The organism is Thermogemmatispora sp. (assembly GCF_042408735.1).
Classification (GTDB): Bacteria; Chloroflexota; Ktedonobacteria; order Ktedonobacterales; family Ktedonobacteraceae; genus Thermogemmatispora.
This window is the reverse complement of record NZ_JBHOQV010000144.1, coordinates 1-16059: the sequence shown is the minus strand read 5'-3', so window position 1 is coordinate 16059 and position 16059 is coordinate 1. Positions and strand designations below refer to the sequence as shown.

14 protein-coding genes are annotated in these 16059 nt (G+C 58.8%); all 14 read right to left on the bottom strand.

Going from position 1 to position 16059, the window contains the following annotated elements:
- Positions 1–17: 17 nt before the first annotated feature.
- Positions 18–2393, bottom strand: coding sequence for a phosphoketolase (locus tag ACFMO7_RS15865; RefSeq protein WP_376796470.1), 2376 nt, complete (start codon positions 2391–2393; stop codon positions 18–20).
- Between the two features lie 421 nt (positions 2394–2814).
- Positions 2815–2925, bottom strand: coding sequence for a DUF2568 domain-containing protein (locus ACFMO7_RS15860; protein ID WP_376796469.1), 111 nt, complete (start codon positions 2923–2925; stop codon positions 2815–2817).
- Positions 2873–3067, bottom strand: coding sequence for a hypothetical protein (locus ACFMO7_RS15855; protein WP_376796471.1), 195 nt, complete (start codon positions 3065–3067; stop codon positions 2873–2875). The genes ACFMO7_RS15860 and ACFMO7_RS15855 overlap by 53 nt, the downstream gene beginning before the upstream one ends.
- 87 nt (positions 3068–3154) lie before the next feature.
- Positions 3155–4108: an MBL fold metallo-hydrolase gene (locus ACFMO7_RS15850; RefSeq protein WP_376796468.1), complete on the bottom strand. Its 954-nt coding sequence runs from the start codon at positions 4106–4108 to the stop codon at positions 3155–3157.
- Between the two features lie 1373 nt (positions 4109–5481).
- Positions 5482–7305: an SAVED domain-containing protein gene (locus ACFMO7_RS15845; RefSeq protein WP_376796467.1), complete on the bottom strand. Its 1824-nt coding sequence runs from the start codon at positions 7303–7305 to the stop codon at positions 5482–5484.
- A 15-nt stretch (positions 7306–7320) separates the two neighbouring features.
- The gene (locus ACFMO7_RS15840) at positions 7321–8469 is read right to left on the bottom strand and encodes an RAMP superfamily CRISPR-associated protein (protein ID WP_376796466.1); all 1149 of its coding nucleotides are present in this window, start codon (positions 8467–8469) and stop codon (positions 7321–7323) included.
- A complete protein-coding gene (csx19, locus tag ACFMO7_RS15835; RefSeq protein WP_376796465.1) occupies positions 8466–9125 on the bottom strand; it encodes a CRISPR-associated protein Csx19 in 660 nt (219 codons plus the stop codon). Before csx19 ends, ACFMO7_RS15840 begins: the two co-directional genes overlap by 4 nt.
- Positions 9122–10186: a CRISPR-associated RAMP protein Csx7 gene (csx7, locus tag ACFMO7_RS15830; protein WP_376796464.1), complete on the bottom strand. Its 1065-nt coding sequence runs from the start codon at positions 10184–10186 to the stop codon at positions 9122–9124. The genes csx19 and csx7 (ACFMO7_RS15830) overlap by 4 nt, the downstream gene beginning before the upstream one ends.
- Before the next feature lie 29 nt (positions 10187–10215).
- Positions 10216–11169 (bottom strand): CRISPR-associated RAMP protein Csx7, encoded by a 954-nt coding sequence (gene csx7, locus ACFMO7_RS15825; RefSeq protein WP_376796463.1) that lies wholly within the window; start codon positions 11167–11169, stop codon positions 10216–10218.
- A gap of 24 nt (positions 11170–11193) precedes the next feature.
- A complete protein-coding gene (locus ACFMO7_RS15820) occupies positions 11194–11640 on the bottom strand; it encodes a hypothetical protein (protein WP_376796462.1) in 447 nt (148 codons plus the stop codon).
- A 6-nt stretch (positions 11641–11646) separates the two neighbouring features.
- On the bottom strand, positions 11647–12156 hold the full coding sequence (locus ACFMO7_RS15815; protein ID WP_376796461.1) for a hypothetical protein: 510 nt from the start codon (positions 12154–12156) through the stop codon (positions 11647–11649).
- 1 nt (position 12157) lies between these two features.
- Positions 12158–13456: an RAMP superfamily CRISPR-associated protein gene (locus ACFMO7_RS15810; protein ID WP_376796460.1), complete on the bottom strand. Its 1299-nt coding sequence runs from the start codon at positions 13454–13456 to the stop codon at positions 12158–12160.
- Positions 13453–14247, bottom strand: coding sequence for an RAMP superfamily CRISPR-associated protein (locus tag ACFMO7_RS15805; protein WP_376796459.1), 795 nt, complete (start codon positions 14245–14247; stop codon positions 13453–13455). Before ACFMO7_RS15805 ends, ACFMO7_RS15810 begins: the two co-directional genes overlap by 4 nt.
- Positions 14231–16059 (bottom strand): hypothetical protein (locus tag ACFMO7_RS15800; protein ID WP_376796458.1); only part of this gene is annotated, 1829 nt, incomplete at its 5' end. The genes ACFMO7_RS15805 and ACFMO7_RS15800, both read right to left, overlap by 17 nt.

Sequence of the window (16059 nt, the reverse complement as noted above, 5' to 3'; positions counted from 1 at the left end):
GCCGCTTTCTTTGTTCGTCAATCGCTCCAGGTCCAGTCACGGACCTCGGGCATATCCTCGAGGTGCTCGCGAATATAGCGCTGGTGCTCGCGAAGCCGCTCTTCACACTCGCGTACCACGGGAGCTGTCAGGTGGCGCAGCCGCGGCACATGCTCCATTGCCAATAAACAGAGGTGGTAGCGGCTGACCTCGTTGAGGACAACCATGTCAAAGGGAGTTGTTGTGGTCCCTTGCTCGTTGTAGCCACGGACATGGAAGCGCCCCGGATTGGGACGCCCGTGGACGAGCTGATGAACCGCGCGCTGGTAGCCGTGGAAGGCGAAGACAACCGGCCTCTCCTCAGTGAAGTGGGCCACAAAGCTCTCTCGATCGAGGCCATGGGGATGGATCTCTGGAGGGTAGAGTGTCATCAGGTCGACGACGTTTACTACGCGTACTTTGAGCTGCGGGAGCCGGCGGCGCAACCACCAGGCCGCAGCCACGGTCTCCATCGTCATGACATCGCCAGCACAGGCAAGAACCACGTCCGGCTCTTCGCCCTCTGCGTTGCCAGCCCAGGACCAGATTGAGAGGCCGCGCCGGCAGTGTTCGATAGCTTCGGGCATGCTCAGGTATTGTAGATGCGGCTGTTTGTCGACGACGATCAGGTTGATGTAGTCACGGCTGCGCAGGCAGTGATCAGCGACGGAGAGCAGACAGTTGGCGTCGGGAGGCAGGTAGATGCGCGCGATGCTGCCTCGCCGCGAGAGCATGGTATCGATCAGGCCCGGGCCTTGATGGGAGAAGCCGTTATGGTCGTTGCGCCAGCAGGTGGAGGTCAGTAACAGGTTGAGGGAGGCCACCGGCGCTCGCCAGGAGAGGGCCCGCGAGCCTTCGAGCCATTTAGAGTACTGGACGATCATGGAGTCGGCGATCATGGCGAAGGCTTCGTAGGTGGCAAAGAGACCATGCCTGCCGGTCAAGAGATAGCCCTCCAGCCAGCCTTCGCACAGATGCTCGCTGAGCACCTCCATGACACGCCCCTCCGGCGAGAGATGGTCATCAATGGGCAGGATGCGCTCCAAAAAGGTGCGGTTCTGGACGGCGAAGACGTCGCCGAGGCGATTGGAGTTGGTTTCATCGGGACAGAAGTAACGAAAGTTGCGCTGGCCAGCGTTTTCTTTGAAGATGTCCCTTAGAAAGGCACCCAGCGGGCGGGTATTGCTGTAGTAGCTGGTGGCGGGCCTGGAGACCTCCACGGCATAGGTGCGGAAATCTGGCAGGCGCAGGTCGACGAGCAGTTTGCCGCCGTTGGCGTGGGGATTGGCTCCCATGCGCCGCTCTCCCTGGGGTGCAAGGGCTGCCAGCTCGGGGCGTAGGCGCCCGCGCTCGTCAAACAGCTCTTCGGGATGATAGCTACGCAGCCACTCTTCAAGCTGCTTGAGGTGAGCCGCATTTGTTCTGACTCCTTCAAGGGGGACTTGATGGGCGCGGAAGGTTCCTTCTACGGGAAGCCCATCGACTTCTTTGGGGCCGGTCCAGCCCTTGGGAGTGCGGAGGACGATCATCGGCCAGCGGGGTACTCCGCTGAACCCCTGGGTGCGGGCCTGCCTCTGATAGGCCCGGATCTCCTGATAGCAGCGGTCAAGGGTCTCGGCCAGGGCACGATGGACGGCTAGCGGTTCGTGCCCCTCGACAAAGTAGACCCGGTAGCCGTGACCCGAGAAGAGCTGCTCAATATGCTGGTCATCTGTCCTTCCGAGGACGGTGGGACCGGAGATCTTGTATTCGTTGAGATGGAGAATGGGGAGCACGGCCCCGTCCTGGACCGGGTTAAGAAACTTGATGCTTTTCCAGGAGCCTTCCAGCGGCCCTGTTTCGGCTTCGCCATCGCCCACGACGGCGGCTACGATTAGATCAGGGTTGTCAAAGGCAGCTCCGAAGGCATGGGCCAGGACGTAGCCCAGCTCACCCCCTTCGTGAATCGAGCCAGGGATGGGAACACCGACATGACTGGGTACGCCACCCGGAGTGGAGAACTGGCGAAAGAGGCGGCGCAGCCCTTCTTCGTCTTGGCTGACCTCCGGGTAGATCTCCGAATAGGTGCCTTCAAGGTAGACGTTGGCAATGACTGCTGGACCACCATGCCCTGGTCCGGCCAGGAAGATCATATCGATGTCGTGGTCTTTGATGAGCCGATTGAGATGAACATAGATCAGATTGAGGCCCGGTGAGGTACCCCAGTGTCCCAGAAGCCGCGGCTTGATGTGCTCTGGCCGCAGAGGTTCCTTGAGTAGCGGGTTCTCCTGCAGGTAGATCTGTCCTACGGTCAGATAGTTGGCAGCACACCAGTACTTGTGCATCAATTCTAGCTGCTGCTGGCTGAGTGTATGGGCACCGGCAGCGGTCGACATGCTTCCCTCCTCTGTCCAGTAACGGACAACGTCAGAGCCTTTGTGCTGTACAGATCCATTATTTGCTTCTATTACACGTTAATAGCGTTCCTCTGGCGAGAGATCAGCGCCGTTGGTCTGCGGCGATCAGCGCGAAGAACGGCCCTGGTAGCGCCTTTGTCCTTCTCTCTCCAGAGCGTAGCAAGCACGTCTCACCAAGTGCTCACCGCTATTCCGCTGACCCTCACAGGAGCGGCACAGTTCTACCAGGCGAAAAATCAGAGGCCAGAGCAGCCGCGCTCTGTCACAGGTACGATTGGGGCGTGCAAAAGGTGTCTTCTGCTCCCTGGCGGGCCGCATCCTGTCGCCAGAGCGAGAAGGCAAGACGGTTGAGCAGGAAGAGAACAGCCAGCGCTCCAGCAAGTGGGTAGAGCTGCCGGTCTCAGAGAGCCAGGGCCGCCAGGCCAAAGAGGATTAGCTCAAGCAGGAGCCGCCAGGGATCAGCCAGGCGGAAGGGGGCTTTGGGGGCTACGAGAAGGCCCCAGAGCACCATCGCCAGGAGAGGGAGAGCCAGCCCCAGCAGTGAAGGCCAGCGTCTGGCTGCTGCTCTCTCCCCAGTAGGCTAAGGCGAGCATCATGGCCACTTCCAGTAGGAAGCGCAGGGCTGGATTGAGCAATCTGAGGATGAGGATCATGATCCTTATCCTTCTCTGGCTCTATGGCTGCCGCCTGGCCCTCTTCTTGGGTTTGCCCCGGACGAAGGGGGAAGCAATCAGCCAGGGTCAGGCGAAGCGCAGAGTAGTGCCCACGCTGGTTTGGACGTAGGCCGCCGGTAAAGCTCGCGCCAGTTCATGGGTGGCACGCCAGCCTGTGCAGTGTCCAGGAACGATGACCTTGGGACCAATCGCTTGTAGCTCGGCGATCGTGCGCGGGATAATCGGCTCGAAGACAGCTCCGCTGAGATGCAGGCCGCCGACAAAGGCGTAGATGGTCTCGACGCCCGTCAGCCGGCGAGCGTGCTGAAGGATATTGATGACGCCCGCATGGCTGCAGCTAGAGAGCACTACCAGGCCGCGGTTTTTCAGATGACAGACAAGAGCCTGATCATCCCAGACCCAGACGTCGGGTTCCCAGCCGTGGTCAGTTCGTGCCTGTTGCAAGGGAAAGCCCTTCTCGAAGTCGGTGATGCGTTCAACCTGGCCGGTAACCAGGACCGTCCCATCGAGCAGCAGCGAGGGGCCGCGTTCTTCGATAATAGTGACGCTCTCGCGCTCGAGGTCGGCCCGACTTGGGGGAGGCATGTGGATTTCGGTACCTGTGGGAAAGACGATGCGTCGATAGCGCCAGGCATCAGGATGGAGTAGGAGAGGCAGGCCGCGTTTTCCCAGACGGCGGACGACGCCCTCTAGCCCTCCGTGATGGTCGGCATGGCCGTGCGAGAGAACGAGGGCCCGCAGATCGGCAGGACGCACTTCCAGTACATCCATGTTATGCAGAAGGGTGTTGCGCCCAAGCCCGGCGTCGTAGAGGATCGACTCGCTGCGCCCCTCGCGCCGGACGGTGAGTAGCAGGGCATAGCCGTGCTCGGCGATCAATTGTTCGCGCTCGGTCCAGTTGATCGCCAGGGGGGCGCGTTGGACTATTTCATTGCCCGGCAAGAGTACGTCAACACTGTTATCGATCAGAATGGTGACATCGACAGCGTCAACCGGCAGCAAGGTCACTTGTTCGCTCATGATATATGTTTTCCTTCCTCCAGCGGCAGCCAGGAGGCGGCCCTCGGCCTCCGGTCAAGACAAGCAAGGGGGGGTGAAGCATCCCCTATACGACGGCCTCAAACAGCGATATGAGGACATAATACTGTCTGATGACAGACTTTACCAGGGTCTATTCCTCTTTGCAAGCCGCGCGATGCCGGAACACCGACCCAGCCTAGAGCCAGCGGGAAGGGATAACTGAATTTCGATGACTTCCCCTGTATACCAGGTTTTTTGTATGGCTGCAGCTGCGATGAGGAGGTCTTTGCCAGCCGCGGGATGACCAATGCTTCTAGCTTCTAGGCACCAGGCTGCGCTGCTTGTAAGCAGGTTGGTGGCCGCCAGAGCCAGGGCAGCGTCCAGGCGGGGGGGATGCCAGAAGTCTACCATTGCGTGCACTACCTGTGTGTGCTCCCCGAGGGACAGAGACGCCAGGTGCCTTTTCTGCTCTCGGGCTGACCGCTCCTTTTATTAGGAGCGCTTGTTCTTCCCCCCAGAATTTCTACGAGTCTGGTCGCGGCCCGAGGGCGCGTTGGTAAGGCCGCGGCCCGAGGGGCAAAGCTGGCCTTGACTCCGACGAATCCTTCGAGGCCACTCTCAAGCGCAGCAATCGCAAGATGCCGGCAGGCATTCTGGCCGAAGCGCTCCGCCACAACCGCAAGGCCGCTGTGGCCCGCCGCCGGCGCCGCCGTCACTCCCATCAGCGGCGCTAACCAGTAGCTGTAGCGCGCAGAGCATTGATCTGTATCATCTACATGGAAGCATAGCTTGTGATGAGGGATGCTGGACAGCAGAGATCTCCCACATCCCTTGTGTGCCCTTCACTAGCTACTGTCTCGAAGCGTTCCGGCCAGTACCCCTTGGCACGGAGATCGATCTCCCAGGCCCTTACCCTACCGCACCACTATAGACCGTTATGCTAGCTCCTCTACACCAGAGAGGTTTTCACGATCATAGATCACCAGCCTATTTCTTACATGGATAATACACTAGTTGTAGGAGTAGCACCGGTACGTCCCCAGGGCCTATCAGGCACTAGTCTCTGATTCTCCAAGCCCATGATGAGAGCCGGCGAGATCGCACTCTGGCCTGGACGTGCCGACCTAGTCTGGATCTGATGACCCGTCAGTGGCTGGGTCCCATTCTCTTACCTAACTATCGATCAGTCGCGGCACTCCGCAGCACTCCTGCGGCACTCCTGGTGAAGAGCAAGAGACCACTAAGAGCGACTACCCTCATGTACGAACACCCTTGGCCGCAACGGCTGGCTCCCCCTTGACGGACTGGCATGATGGGTAGATGAGGCATATCCAACCGACTGGAGTCGGAGCATGGCTCTCCGCTCGAACCAGCTACGAAGCCAGGCTGTTGTGAAGGACACAGGCCGGGCGGTAAATTCCATCCAACCCGTATTCGTAGACAGTGATTGGCTGCGGCAGGGGATTGAGCTGATAGCCAATCATTACAGCGAGCGCAACGGGTACGCCAGCAAAGAGGTGGATATGCTTTACCCTCTCTCCATGCGGCCCGGGCGTTTTTACCAGATCGGCCAAGCTCTGACGCAGTTCATACATGATACTCTGTGCTTCCCTTTCCTCTTCGAGAGGGTGGAAACCTCCCCGCAGCTGATAGCGTCGGTGACGACCAGGGGAAAGATGGTTATCGCGTAGATACTGATCGACAGCGCCAGGGTTGAACTTGTTAGTCAGGGCTATTTCAACGACAGCTAGAGAGGGATCACTCGCGGCATCTCTGGGAAGGTCTTCATAGTACAAGTGCGGCTGATCGTCCTTTACAAGCTGCGTAGACCAGTGGAGTTCTCCTCGGTTGAGAAGTGAGGTGGTCTTCACAATGATCCTGAAGCCTGTTGTTTCTTTAAACATCATACCTACAGCGAAGCCCACAGGGATGATAGCCTTGAGAGCAAGGTGAAGTGTCCGGCGCACTTCGCTTTTTTGATGAAGCAGGGCTTTCAGGTCCTTCAGAGCTGGCCAAAGCAGCTCATTCCACTCTTCCTGGCCAGGTAGGCGATGTTTTCCCAGGAAGAGATCGCTCCAGTCAAGTTCCAGATCCAGGCGGTGCATCGGCTCTCGATTATCAGCAAATGTGGTGATCCCTATGTATGGCTCATGGGCGTTCACAATCTTCCCGACTCCAGCACGGCGTAGACGTTGGCTAAATGTCCCATAGAGGATGCTCCGAGCCAGTGAGCGCAGTTTGTCCTTTACTGTCGCCTCAGAACTCGCCTCTGGCTCAAGCTCGCTTCTAATAAACTCCCTCAGCTTGCTCAGGCCAAGCTTTTCCAGAGAATTCTGCGCTCTCCGCTGGGTGACTCTCTCCAGAATCAAAACTATAGGAAATTCCGGCTCTTGCTCGTGACGCTCCAGGGCGGCACGGGCTTCAGGGAGCCAGAGCTGAGGCTTTTTGAGGGCCTCGGGCGTCAGGTAGAGCAGATAGGCATCGGCAAACTCGCTCACAGCACGAGCTGCGGCGCTCTCGCGCAGTCCCATGAAAGGCAGATCTTCGCTGTCGCGGCGCCAGACTTTCAGGCCACGCAGACGCAGCAGCAGTTGCAGGTGTTCACAGTTTTGACCGGCACCGGGGGCATAGCCGATGAAAACGGTGGCCGGCCTGGTTGGGTCTTGCTCCTGTGATTGCAATGGATCAGCCTGGTTCGCATTCACCGCCGTCCTCGCTTTCTCTCCTGGAGCAGAGGCGGTAAGCTCCCTCCAGATCTTTAGAATCTCTTCAGCGATTGCTGTCCAGACCTTCTCGCGATTATCCCCTGATGAGGATGTAACAGCACTGCCATCGCGCGGCAACTGTTGTATACCGTTAAAGTCAGTGGCCTCGATATACACACTCCTGTATAAAATTGGAACGATTCTGACCTCTTGTCTTTTTGCTCGCTCTAAAGCCATGTTGATCTCTTCTTCCATTTTGGTCTTTTCTTCCGAAAGAGACAAGAGATCAGAGCTGATGAGGATGATGATGAGCCGCGCCTGACTGATCAGTCTCCTTCTCTCTTCCTTCACTGGTTTGCCTGCAGCAACAGTAATATCTTTTACATTTAAATTAATACTATCCAGGTGTTTCTTAAGACCCTTAAACCCATCCCTGTCATTAGGATGATAGAGGACAAGAACCTCGTTATCGCTTACTTGATTGGTTTCCATCGAGAACACTCCCTTCTACGCAGAATCGCGCGTCTCAGCGATACGCTTACGAGCATTCTCCGGCTGGTCGAACCAGCTTTTGTCAGGATAGCGGTACTCAACGGTGGGATCAGGCGGCCAGCGCCAGATGCGGCGCAGATCCTCCAGCGCCAGCCGCTGCACGTGCTCGCGCTGAAACTCCCCGACCACTTCGCCGATGAACTGCGCCAGCGCCTCCTCCTCGAAAAGCTCCCTGTTGCCCCGGCCACGATCGGCCAGGTTATAGCGCCGCGCATAGTCGATCAGCTCCAGACGCAGCGGCTCCAGGACGATGGAACCAAGGCCCAGCGGCTTGGCGTAGCCGATCTTGTGACACATGCCCTCTTCGAGCACGATCGCCAGCAGCAGCGCGCCCAGCTCGTCGCGCTCCAGATTGGTAAAAGCAAGGCGGGCGTAAAAGACGGTGCCATAGTTCAGTGGATGAATGTAACGATTGGCCGGCTCTGATTTCGTGAAGGAGATATACTTGTTCGCTTTCCAAGGACCCTTGCTGGGGTCGTGATGGAAGTAGAACTTGCGCCCGGCAATGTAGCGTTCCCGCTCGTCGAGGTAGAAAGCCCGGTGGTGCGGCTTCGGCTCAACCAGGGGCAGTGTATACATCGGCTCATAGTGGACTACCGTCTCTGGATCAGCCTGGGCATCGCTGATATTGACCTTGCCCATGAAGACGCCGCGCTCGCGCTCCTTGAGCGAGCCGAAGAGGCGGCAGGCAATGCACAGGTACAGGTCATCCCCACAGTGCAGAAATTCAGGCTTGACTCTATCTTTATACGGAGCCTTGGCAGAGCTCCGCTCACCCGGTTTTGACCGCTCATAGTTGCCATCGAAGAGGGTCAGGCAGCCATTGCCCAGCGTTTCGACCAGGCTGCGCAGCAGCCCCTTGAGCGAGGAGCCTGGGATGATGTAGTGCCCCGTTCCATCCTGGATGAAGGGCGTTGGTTTATGTCGATCTTCGCGACCAGAGGTGGCTGGAATGAAGATGGGGGTACGGGCAGTCAGGCGCAGCTCCAGGCTACCGCTATAGAGCCGCGGAAGATTGCTGCCAAAGAGGCGATGATGCCAGATAGGCTTACGCCGCTCCGGGGGACGGTTCCAGTCGATGCGCGCGAAGTCGTAGGGATTCATGCGTTGCCTCCCTTCCTCTCTGGTCCCGACGATTCGGCCTCTAAACCGGCAAAGCGGCAGTAAGCAACTGCCCCACTCGCCAAATCGTGGTAACAGTAGGTTTTAAGCATAATTCGCTTTGCCTGTAGTTGTTCGGCAGGATAGAATAAAAGACGTGGAATGCGCGTTTCCAGAAAGAGACGCTGCTCCTCTTCTGCGCCTACGCCTACTTCCTGCGCTTTCACCTGGTGGGGACGCTCGCCGAAAAGGTAGTAGCTGACCTGAGAGCGCTGGACTCCCGTTAATAGCCGACAGCCTTCGCGCAGTCGCGCGGGCAGGAGACGCTCATGGCCCAGATAGACTACGCGCAGCAGCGGCCCCTCGCTGCCATCCCAGCGCAATTCGCCCTCCTCAGTAAACACCCGCCCCCAGGTGTAGGCGCTCCAGAGAAGAGGGCCTCTCTCCTGCTGCATCTCATTCAGCCGGGCAAAGCGCACCAGCAGGCGCCGCATTTGTCGATCGTCATCCACGACCGCGTCGGGCAGATGCTCGCCGAGAAAGTAGGCGTCTGCAGGGAAAGGCTGCACAAGCTCTGTGAGAGTATCGCGCCCCACCGAAGCGCTGGCTATCAGCTCACCGCCCTGAGCGTTCCTGTCAGAGGATGTCGTCTCGCTCATGAGCGTCCTCCTCCTGAGTTCGCTGGAGCAATCTCGGCCTCATCCGGCCACTGCTGGACGCGGCGAAGAAAATGTTGAATAGCCTCCTCGCGGAGCTGGGCCAGAACCTCATCGGTGAAGACACGCAGGTGACGGATGCCGCGCGGACGCCTCTCAACGCCCGCCGGCAGTGCCAGGAAATCATCGTGCCAGGTACCGTAACGTCCCCAGCCAGGTTTCTCGCCTCCAGCAGCAGGCCGCTCATTGAGCCAGCGCCCCACCCCCCACAATTCATGAACAGGCTCACGCGTGTCACTGCCGCGAATAGTTGCCGTGACAAAGCCTCCTGGCCAGCCTTCATGCTCCTCCAGCCCGATGCTCCCCTTGACCCAGCCCAGACCACGCGAGCGGCCCGAGCCGATGCGGATCAAGCCGTCCTCCAGGTCTTGCAGCACCACGAAGAGCATGCCAAGCTGCCAGATCTCAAAGTTGCGCAGGTGAATGGTGCTCTCGAAAGTGACCCCCTCGCTGATCACCTCCAGCTCAAACTTGGCACCATGAGCAGCTCCTCCGGTCAGGCGATCGATGCCCACGCCGTCACGCCGCTCACGGAAGAGACCTGAAACCAGGTAGGCATCCCCAATGGACAGGCGCCCAATAAACCAGGTTGAGCCGAAGAGGCGACAGACGGGACAGGAGCGCGCATAGACCTCATCGGTCCGGGCTTCGAGCTGGCGGCGTCGCTGGTCATCATTTCTGACTTCGCGATTGAAGCTTTCGCCGCAGGAATCGCGATAGGTACGGCGTCGCTCCTCTAGATTGGCCTCCTCCTTTTCATCGCCAGTAAAAGGATAACAGACCACGCGCGGTCTCAGGCTGGCAACGATCTTCTCCACATGGCTGCGGAAGACGCCCTTGAGCGAGCTGCCTGGCAGGAACGGCTCCTGACGTCCGTTACGAAAGGTCAGCACTGGCGTCATGTCCGGTCCGCTGACGGTGGGTATTCCTGACCTTACGAGCAGCGGCCCGGTGGTGGTGATGCGCAGGCGGAAACGTGCCTCATTGACCAGTTGCTTCAACATAGGATTGCAATCCTTCCCCACTCTGTGGACTAGCTGGCCTGGCTGAACATGGCTTCAATCTGCCACGCCAGAAATTGCTGGCCGTCTTCGTCGCGGTGGAATTTCTCTTCAGGGGTGGTTCCGAGCAGATACTGGCGCAGGCGCCGCGCTTTCTCCTCGGAGCTTACCTCTCTCCACGAACCGTCACCGATCTGTTCCTTCTCCAGCTCCAGAATGTAGACGTGCAGGTTCTGCAGGCGGCAGGCTCCCAGACCACGCGAGCGCAGACCGCCAATGCTTCCGAAGCCGTTGACGAACTCGCTCAGGCCCAGACTCAGCAGCCAGAGATCCTCGCTGGTGGCGTTCTCAAGAGTGATCTCCAGGTTGAAGGCAGTGCTGGCCGGCACAACCTCATAGTCGTACTTGAGGCGATCCTTCGCGCGCTCGCTGTCGCGCTCAATGGCTACCCCGTCGCGCACTTGGATAATACCGTTCCATTCCTCCTCGGGAATATAGAGGTCGCAGACGTTGACACGCGAGGCGGAGAACGGGGAGCCGAAGAGCTGACAGGTATGACAAAGCTGATTTAGGATAGGAGCAAGAGCCAGCTCCTCCCCTTGACGCCTCCTCTCTGCTATGGCGCGCTGACGCGCCGTTGGACAGATGCTATCGAGACGCCCTTCTTGCTGGGCCCGATCTAGCTCGTCTACCCCCCACTCCATGAGGCCACAGGTGCGCAGGTTCAGCCCCGGGGTCTCACTGAGAGCCGCGACAAGCTTCTCGACCGTGCTGCGCAGCGCCCCCTTGAAGCTCGATCCCGGAATGAAAGGGATGTTTTCAGGCGTCAGAACAATTGGACTTCTACTGCCGCTGAGCGTGAGCCTGCCACCACCGATGTGGAGCGCCGTTTCCATAACAAGCCGCCCTTTGAAGAGATAGCGGTTGCGCAGGCGCAGCCGGCGCACCGGATCATCCTGATAGGGGCTGCGATCAGTTGCCATCATCGCTCTCTCCTGCTGAAGCTCTGTTTATCTTTTTTTGCTCTCTTGCTCTTTTTGATATAAAAGCATGTTTTCAGCGGCCAGATGCTGAATGAACTCGGCCATCACTTGTCCCATCAGCTCCTCTGTCTGAGTCCGCACCGCCTGCGGTCCCCCCTGGTTGTCGAGCAGATGAAACTCGTTCTTCAGCCGTTTTTTCTGCATAGATTCCATATATTGATTGAGCTTCTCATAGAACACCCCGATATTTCTTTTACCGGAATGCCAGTTGCGCTCGGCCTGATGGGTCACGAAGTCGCGCAGTGCCCGGTAGTTGAGGGTGAGCGAGACAGCATGCAGGCCTTTGATCTGGTTATCGGACAGAGGCTGGCCATCCTCCTCTTCCAGCAGCTGGCGCATGAAGGCCACCGCTTCGGGATAGAGCACCTCATCGCTGAGCAGAGCAATGGTCTTGATTTGTTTCTCTGAGAGCATGGGTCATCACCTCCCCTGCTCAGTGAAGAGCTTCTCCTCCCTGCCACCCACCATGGCAGAGCGGAACTCATATTGAGCCACCATCGACTGAATAAACTGGCGCATCAAGAGCAGATGCAGGCGCCGACGCAGCTGACGGTCCTCCTCAGTTTTTTCTCCGATGCCTAGCTCCTGACAGAGCCTGGCCGCGCGCGCGGCCAGATCCTGCTCCAGGACGCGCAGCAGGCGCTCACCGAAGCCCGTCTGAGAGTCGCTCTCATCGTTCCTGGACGGCTCACGCCACTCCTTAATTCGCGCGATCTGCTTCTTGACGTAGTCCAGGACATCGCTGCGCTTGAGCGTCCCGTTGGCGATCGCCTCCAGCCCAGTCATCTGCGAGCGATGTTCCTTTTTCAGGGCAACCGCTGCATGGTACCCCAGGCGCTGCGCCAGGTCATAGAAGTCCTCCTTCTCAGCCTCCTTGCTCACAGCGATCACAATCTGCATCTCGGAGAGAGCTTTGGCCTTTGGGCTCATGTTACAACACCTCAAAATGAAAGGGATCTGAGACACACACACGACCGAAACCTTCGGCGCGACGGCGTCCGATGCCTTCCTCCTCCAGCTTGAAGAGAGCAGCAATCAGGCTATCGCGGTCAGCACCGTCGCGCTCCCAGCAGGCGAAGAGAAAGACCGAGCCACGCTCAATGGCATACTCAGCGGCGCGCGGCAGCCCCCAGAGATTGTTCCAGCCAGCTACATGGCGCAGAGCTGCTGCCATGTGGAGACAACGCAGATCTTCCCTGGTGAAAGGAGAACCGAGCAGCTCTGCCAGGACGGCCTCATCGATGCGACCTCGATAGCGCAGAAACTCATCACAGAGGATGGCCGGCGAGTAGAGCGTGAGCGCAAAGTAGAAAGGCTCCTTGGCCTCCCCCTGGGTCCGGCGAGGAGATGGAACACCATAGTCAGCCAGATACTCTTTGAGTCTGCGATCGAAGCTCAAAAGGCGCTCGCGGAAAGCAGTAAAAGACACCGATCTATCCTGCAGGGGAGTCAGCGTCACCTCGACCGCACCGAGGCCGCGCGTTCGTCCAGTGCCGACGCGCAGCAGCCCAGAATGGCCCACCTCCTCGATAAAGCGCTGGAGCAAGGGAGCCTCTTCGTCAGAGGCACGCACCACTCCCCAGAAGCAGGTTCCCTCGTCCAGGACCTGGCGATTGTAAAGAATTTGGGTTTGCACGGTACCCCGTAAGCGGTCGATACCTGTATGAGTCTGTAAGAGTTGCCTTCCCTGATAGTCGGCCAGGCGGAAGGCTCCTCCATGACGGGCATAAGAGCCGGCAATGGCCTCCATTGAGGAATCACACACTCTGCATAAACGCTGCTTCTTGAGAGCGACGATGGCCTGGGGTGTATCGTTGGGCAGGAGGGAAAAGACGGCCCAGGCAAAGAGGGTATCGCGTACGCCGTGCCTTCTGTTGCCGGGTCCCCGCTCGTCGGCGCTCTCAAATCCCGGGTGCCGCTTGCAGCTTTGAGCTGTACGTGGTAGTGGATAGACAGGACTGAGCGGTCTCTCCTCCTCTCTACCGTTCTTTCCATCCTTATCAGATACCAGAGGAGTAAGTAGCAGATCAGGGAATTGGACGCAACCACTCAGGAAGAGACGAGAGAATTCCTCGCGTTGGGAGGGATAGAGCTGGCGATGCAGGCTGGCCAGGCTGCCGGCCAGGCTTGTTCCGGGCAGGTAGTCCAGGCAACTAAAGCCCGAGGGAGCATGGTCAGAGCGGATGGCCAGCGGCGAGCGAGCCTCTACCAACAAAGCGAACGCCTTCATTCCATTGCCTCCCCTTGTGCCATCGCATAGTAGACCAGCTCGTCGAGGCGCTCCATCAGCCAGCCACGCCACTCCTCGGCAGGATACTCCTCACCATTGATCTCAAGGCGCAGTATCTCGCAGCGGCATCGTCCCTTGCCTGTTGACTTATTGGCCCCGAGCTGCTCGATCAGATGTAGGCCCGCGAGCAGGAGCAAGAGAGAATAGGTTGGACTGCGCGGCTCCTCGTCAAGAGGCAGGCAAGTCAACCAGCCGCGAATGGTGCCGCGGAAAAGCAGCTGGCGTCGGCCAAACTCGCTGGTGTAGAGCGCGCCAGGTACTGCCGTGCGCGTGAGGCGTCGCAGGCGCACCTGAGTATAGGGCACCACCTGGGTTTCAGGGGACTCTGACAGGGCCGCCGTTGCAAGGGCCGTCCCTCCCGACGGCTCGGCCTCCGCGGCTGACAGCAGGCGAGCGTTGTCAAAGAAGAGCGTACCGGGTAGCATCTGCGAGCCAAAGATGCGCGTGATCATGCTGATACGCGCTCCGAGGCTGCGCAGAGCCTGCCTCGCATCGTGGGGAGAGGTCAGCAGATCGCTCATCTCATCCAACTCATCATAGGTGCGGGCCAGTTGCTCACAGCACTCGCGCAAGGCTCCCTTGAAGCTTGCCCCAGGCACATAGAGATGGCCCTGCCGATCACGCGCCACCGTGCGATCGACCAGCCCCTGGCGGAAGCCGGTCCCAAAGTGGAAAGGAGAGAGAAAGATGAGCCTGTACTCCAGCAATAGGCGATCAGTCCGCGCTCTCACGCTCGTCCTCCTCTGGTGCCACAAAATCGTACAGTTCCACCAGATCCAGCAGCGGGGTCAGGTAAATCGTGCGTTCCGACTGGCCCTGGTCTTGAACCTGCAGCCGCGTCCAGGGGAAAATCACGCTTGGGAATCCTTGCAAGGGGCCAGCACTTTCCATCACCTGGCTCTCTCGGAGGAGATAGCGCTGGCTGAATTGATAGAGCCAGGTCAACAGAAACTCACGCTCCTCGTCGCGGCAGCCTTGCAGCGCGGCCAGTGCTTCGAGCACGGTACTGGTCCGATTCGTTTTGAGAACGGCCTCACGCAACTGATGCAGTTTGGAGCGAGGGAAGCCCCGTTGCTTAGCGTCGCGGATAGCCTGCAGCAAGTTCTTCAGCTCATCGAGTCGGTAGGGGCGCAGAGTGGCACGGAACTCGGTGCTCTCCAGGCGCTTACAGTAGACCGTTCTGTAGAGGTGGTCAAACTCATGGGTACCGGCTCCCGCTACAACCAGGAAATTGATGCGGGCGTCATCGCCATCATTGGCGCCACGCCATTTGTCCACCTGAGCCTGCTTCTTCGCAAAGCGGAGCACATTCTCGACCAGGTCGTGCATCAGACCAAAGGGATATTTGAGGGGGGCAAAGACCACCCCTACTGAGAGGGTGCCTTGCTGCTCTCCGGTCTTCTCATAGAAGGTTCGGGCTACCTCAAGCGCTACAGCCAGGGCGCGGTCGGCGGTGGTCAGGAGCATCAGGTCGTCGCCCCCAAGCAGCAATACGTCGAATGGGAAAAGGTAGCCGCCCTGCTCTGAATTTCCGTGCCTGGGCTGGAGACCGTTTTCGTCACCTTCCTGCTCTTCTTCTTCTAAGAATTTACCGCTGACATAGACTGGGCGCAGATACTTGCTAACAGCGCAGGCCAGCGCGCTATAAATGGCCCCGTCGATGCTTCGAGCGAATTCTTTGATGTCGCAAAGGGTCGAGCATTTTCCAATCCTGCTACCCATGCGGTTGCCATCAGCATAGACCAGGCCAAGATACTCTCTGATGCTTTCCCGACCGGAGCTGGCACTAGCAATAGCTCGAAAGGTATCGAGGTCACGGGGACGCCGGGGAGTGATTGGCTGGCCATCTTTCTGGAAGTAATCAACCCCTAACCGCCTGATCAGCTCCGCCCAAAGGCCCGCTCGCTTTGCGTCCTTGCCAGAAGGTGACGTCCCTCCGGGCAACTTAGCAATCTCTCCTTCGATACTTTTCTTGATCTGGATATCCTCTTCCCTCTTGCGAAGGCAGACAGGGCAGAAGCGCCGATCTTCTCTTCCGGCCTCAGTCCAGGGACTGCGCCCAGAGGCGTACCCAAGGCCACAGGAGTCACAGCGTCGGAGCAAGGGATGGGCAGCAAGAGCCTCAGCGATCGGCGGGCATTCCTTGGCGCGACGCAGCTTGTAGTCCAGGAGATCAAGCTGTTCGCGCAGCTCAGCCTTCCAGGGGTCAGATCCCATCGACTCCTCTGGTAGCCGCTGAATAGCGCCAGTCACAGAAGCCCCTCCCCGCGTCTCCTGGTGGTACTGTGCCTGGATACGTCGAACGAACTCTTCGGCTTTCTCTTCGGCCATCAGGAAGAGGCCCGAGCCGCCATTGGCATAGACAACCTTCGCCTCAGGATCGAGCTGCCTGGCAGTTTCAGTCATGACCTCACGATTGAGCCGATCGAGGATGGAGCTGGCGCCCCGAATCTCTCTCAGCATATCGGTGCCAAAGACATAGCTTTTGATGCGGTCGGTGTCGAGAGCCACCAGCGAATAGGCCACAGCTGCGCTACCTCCTT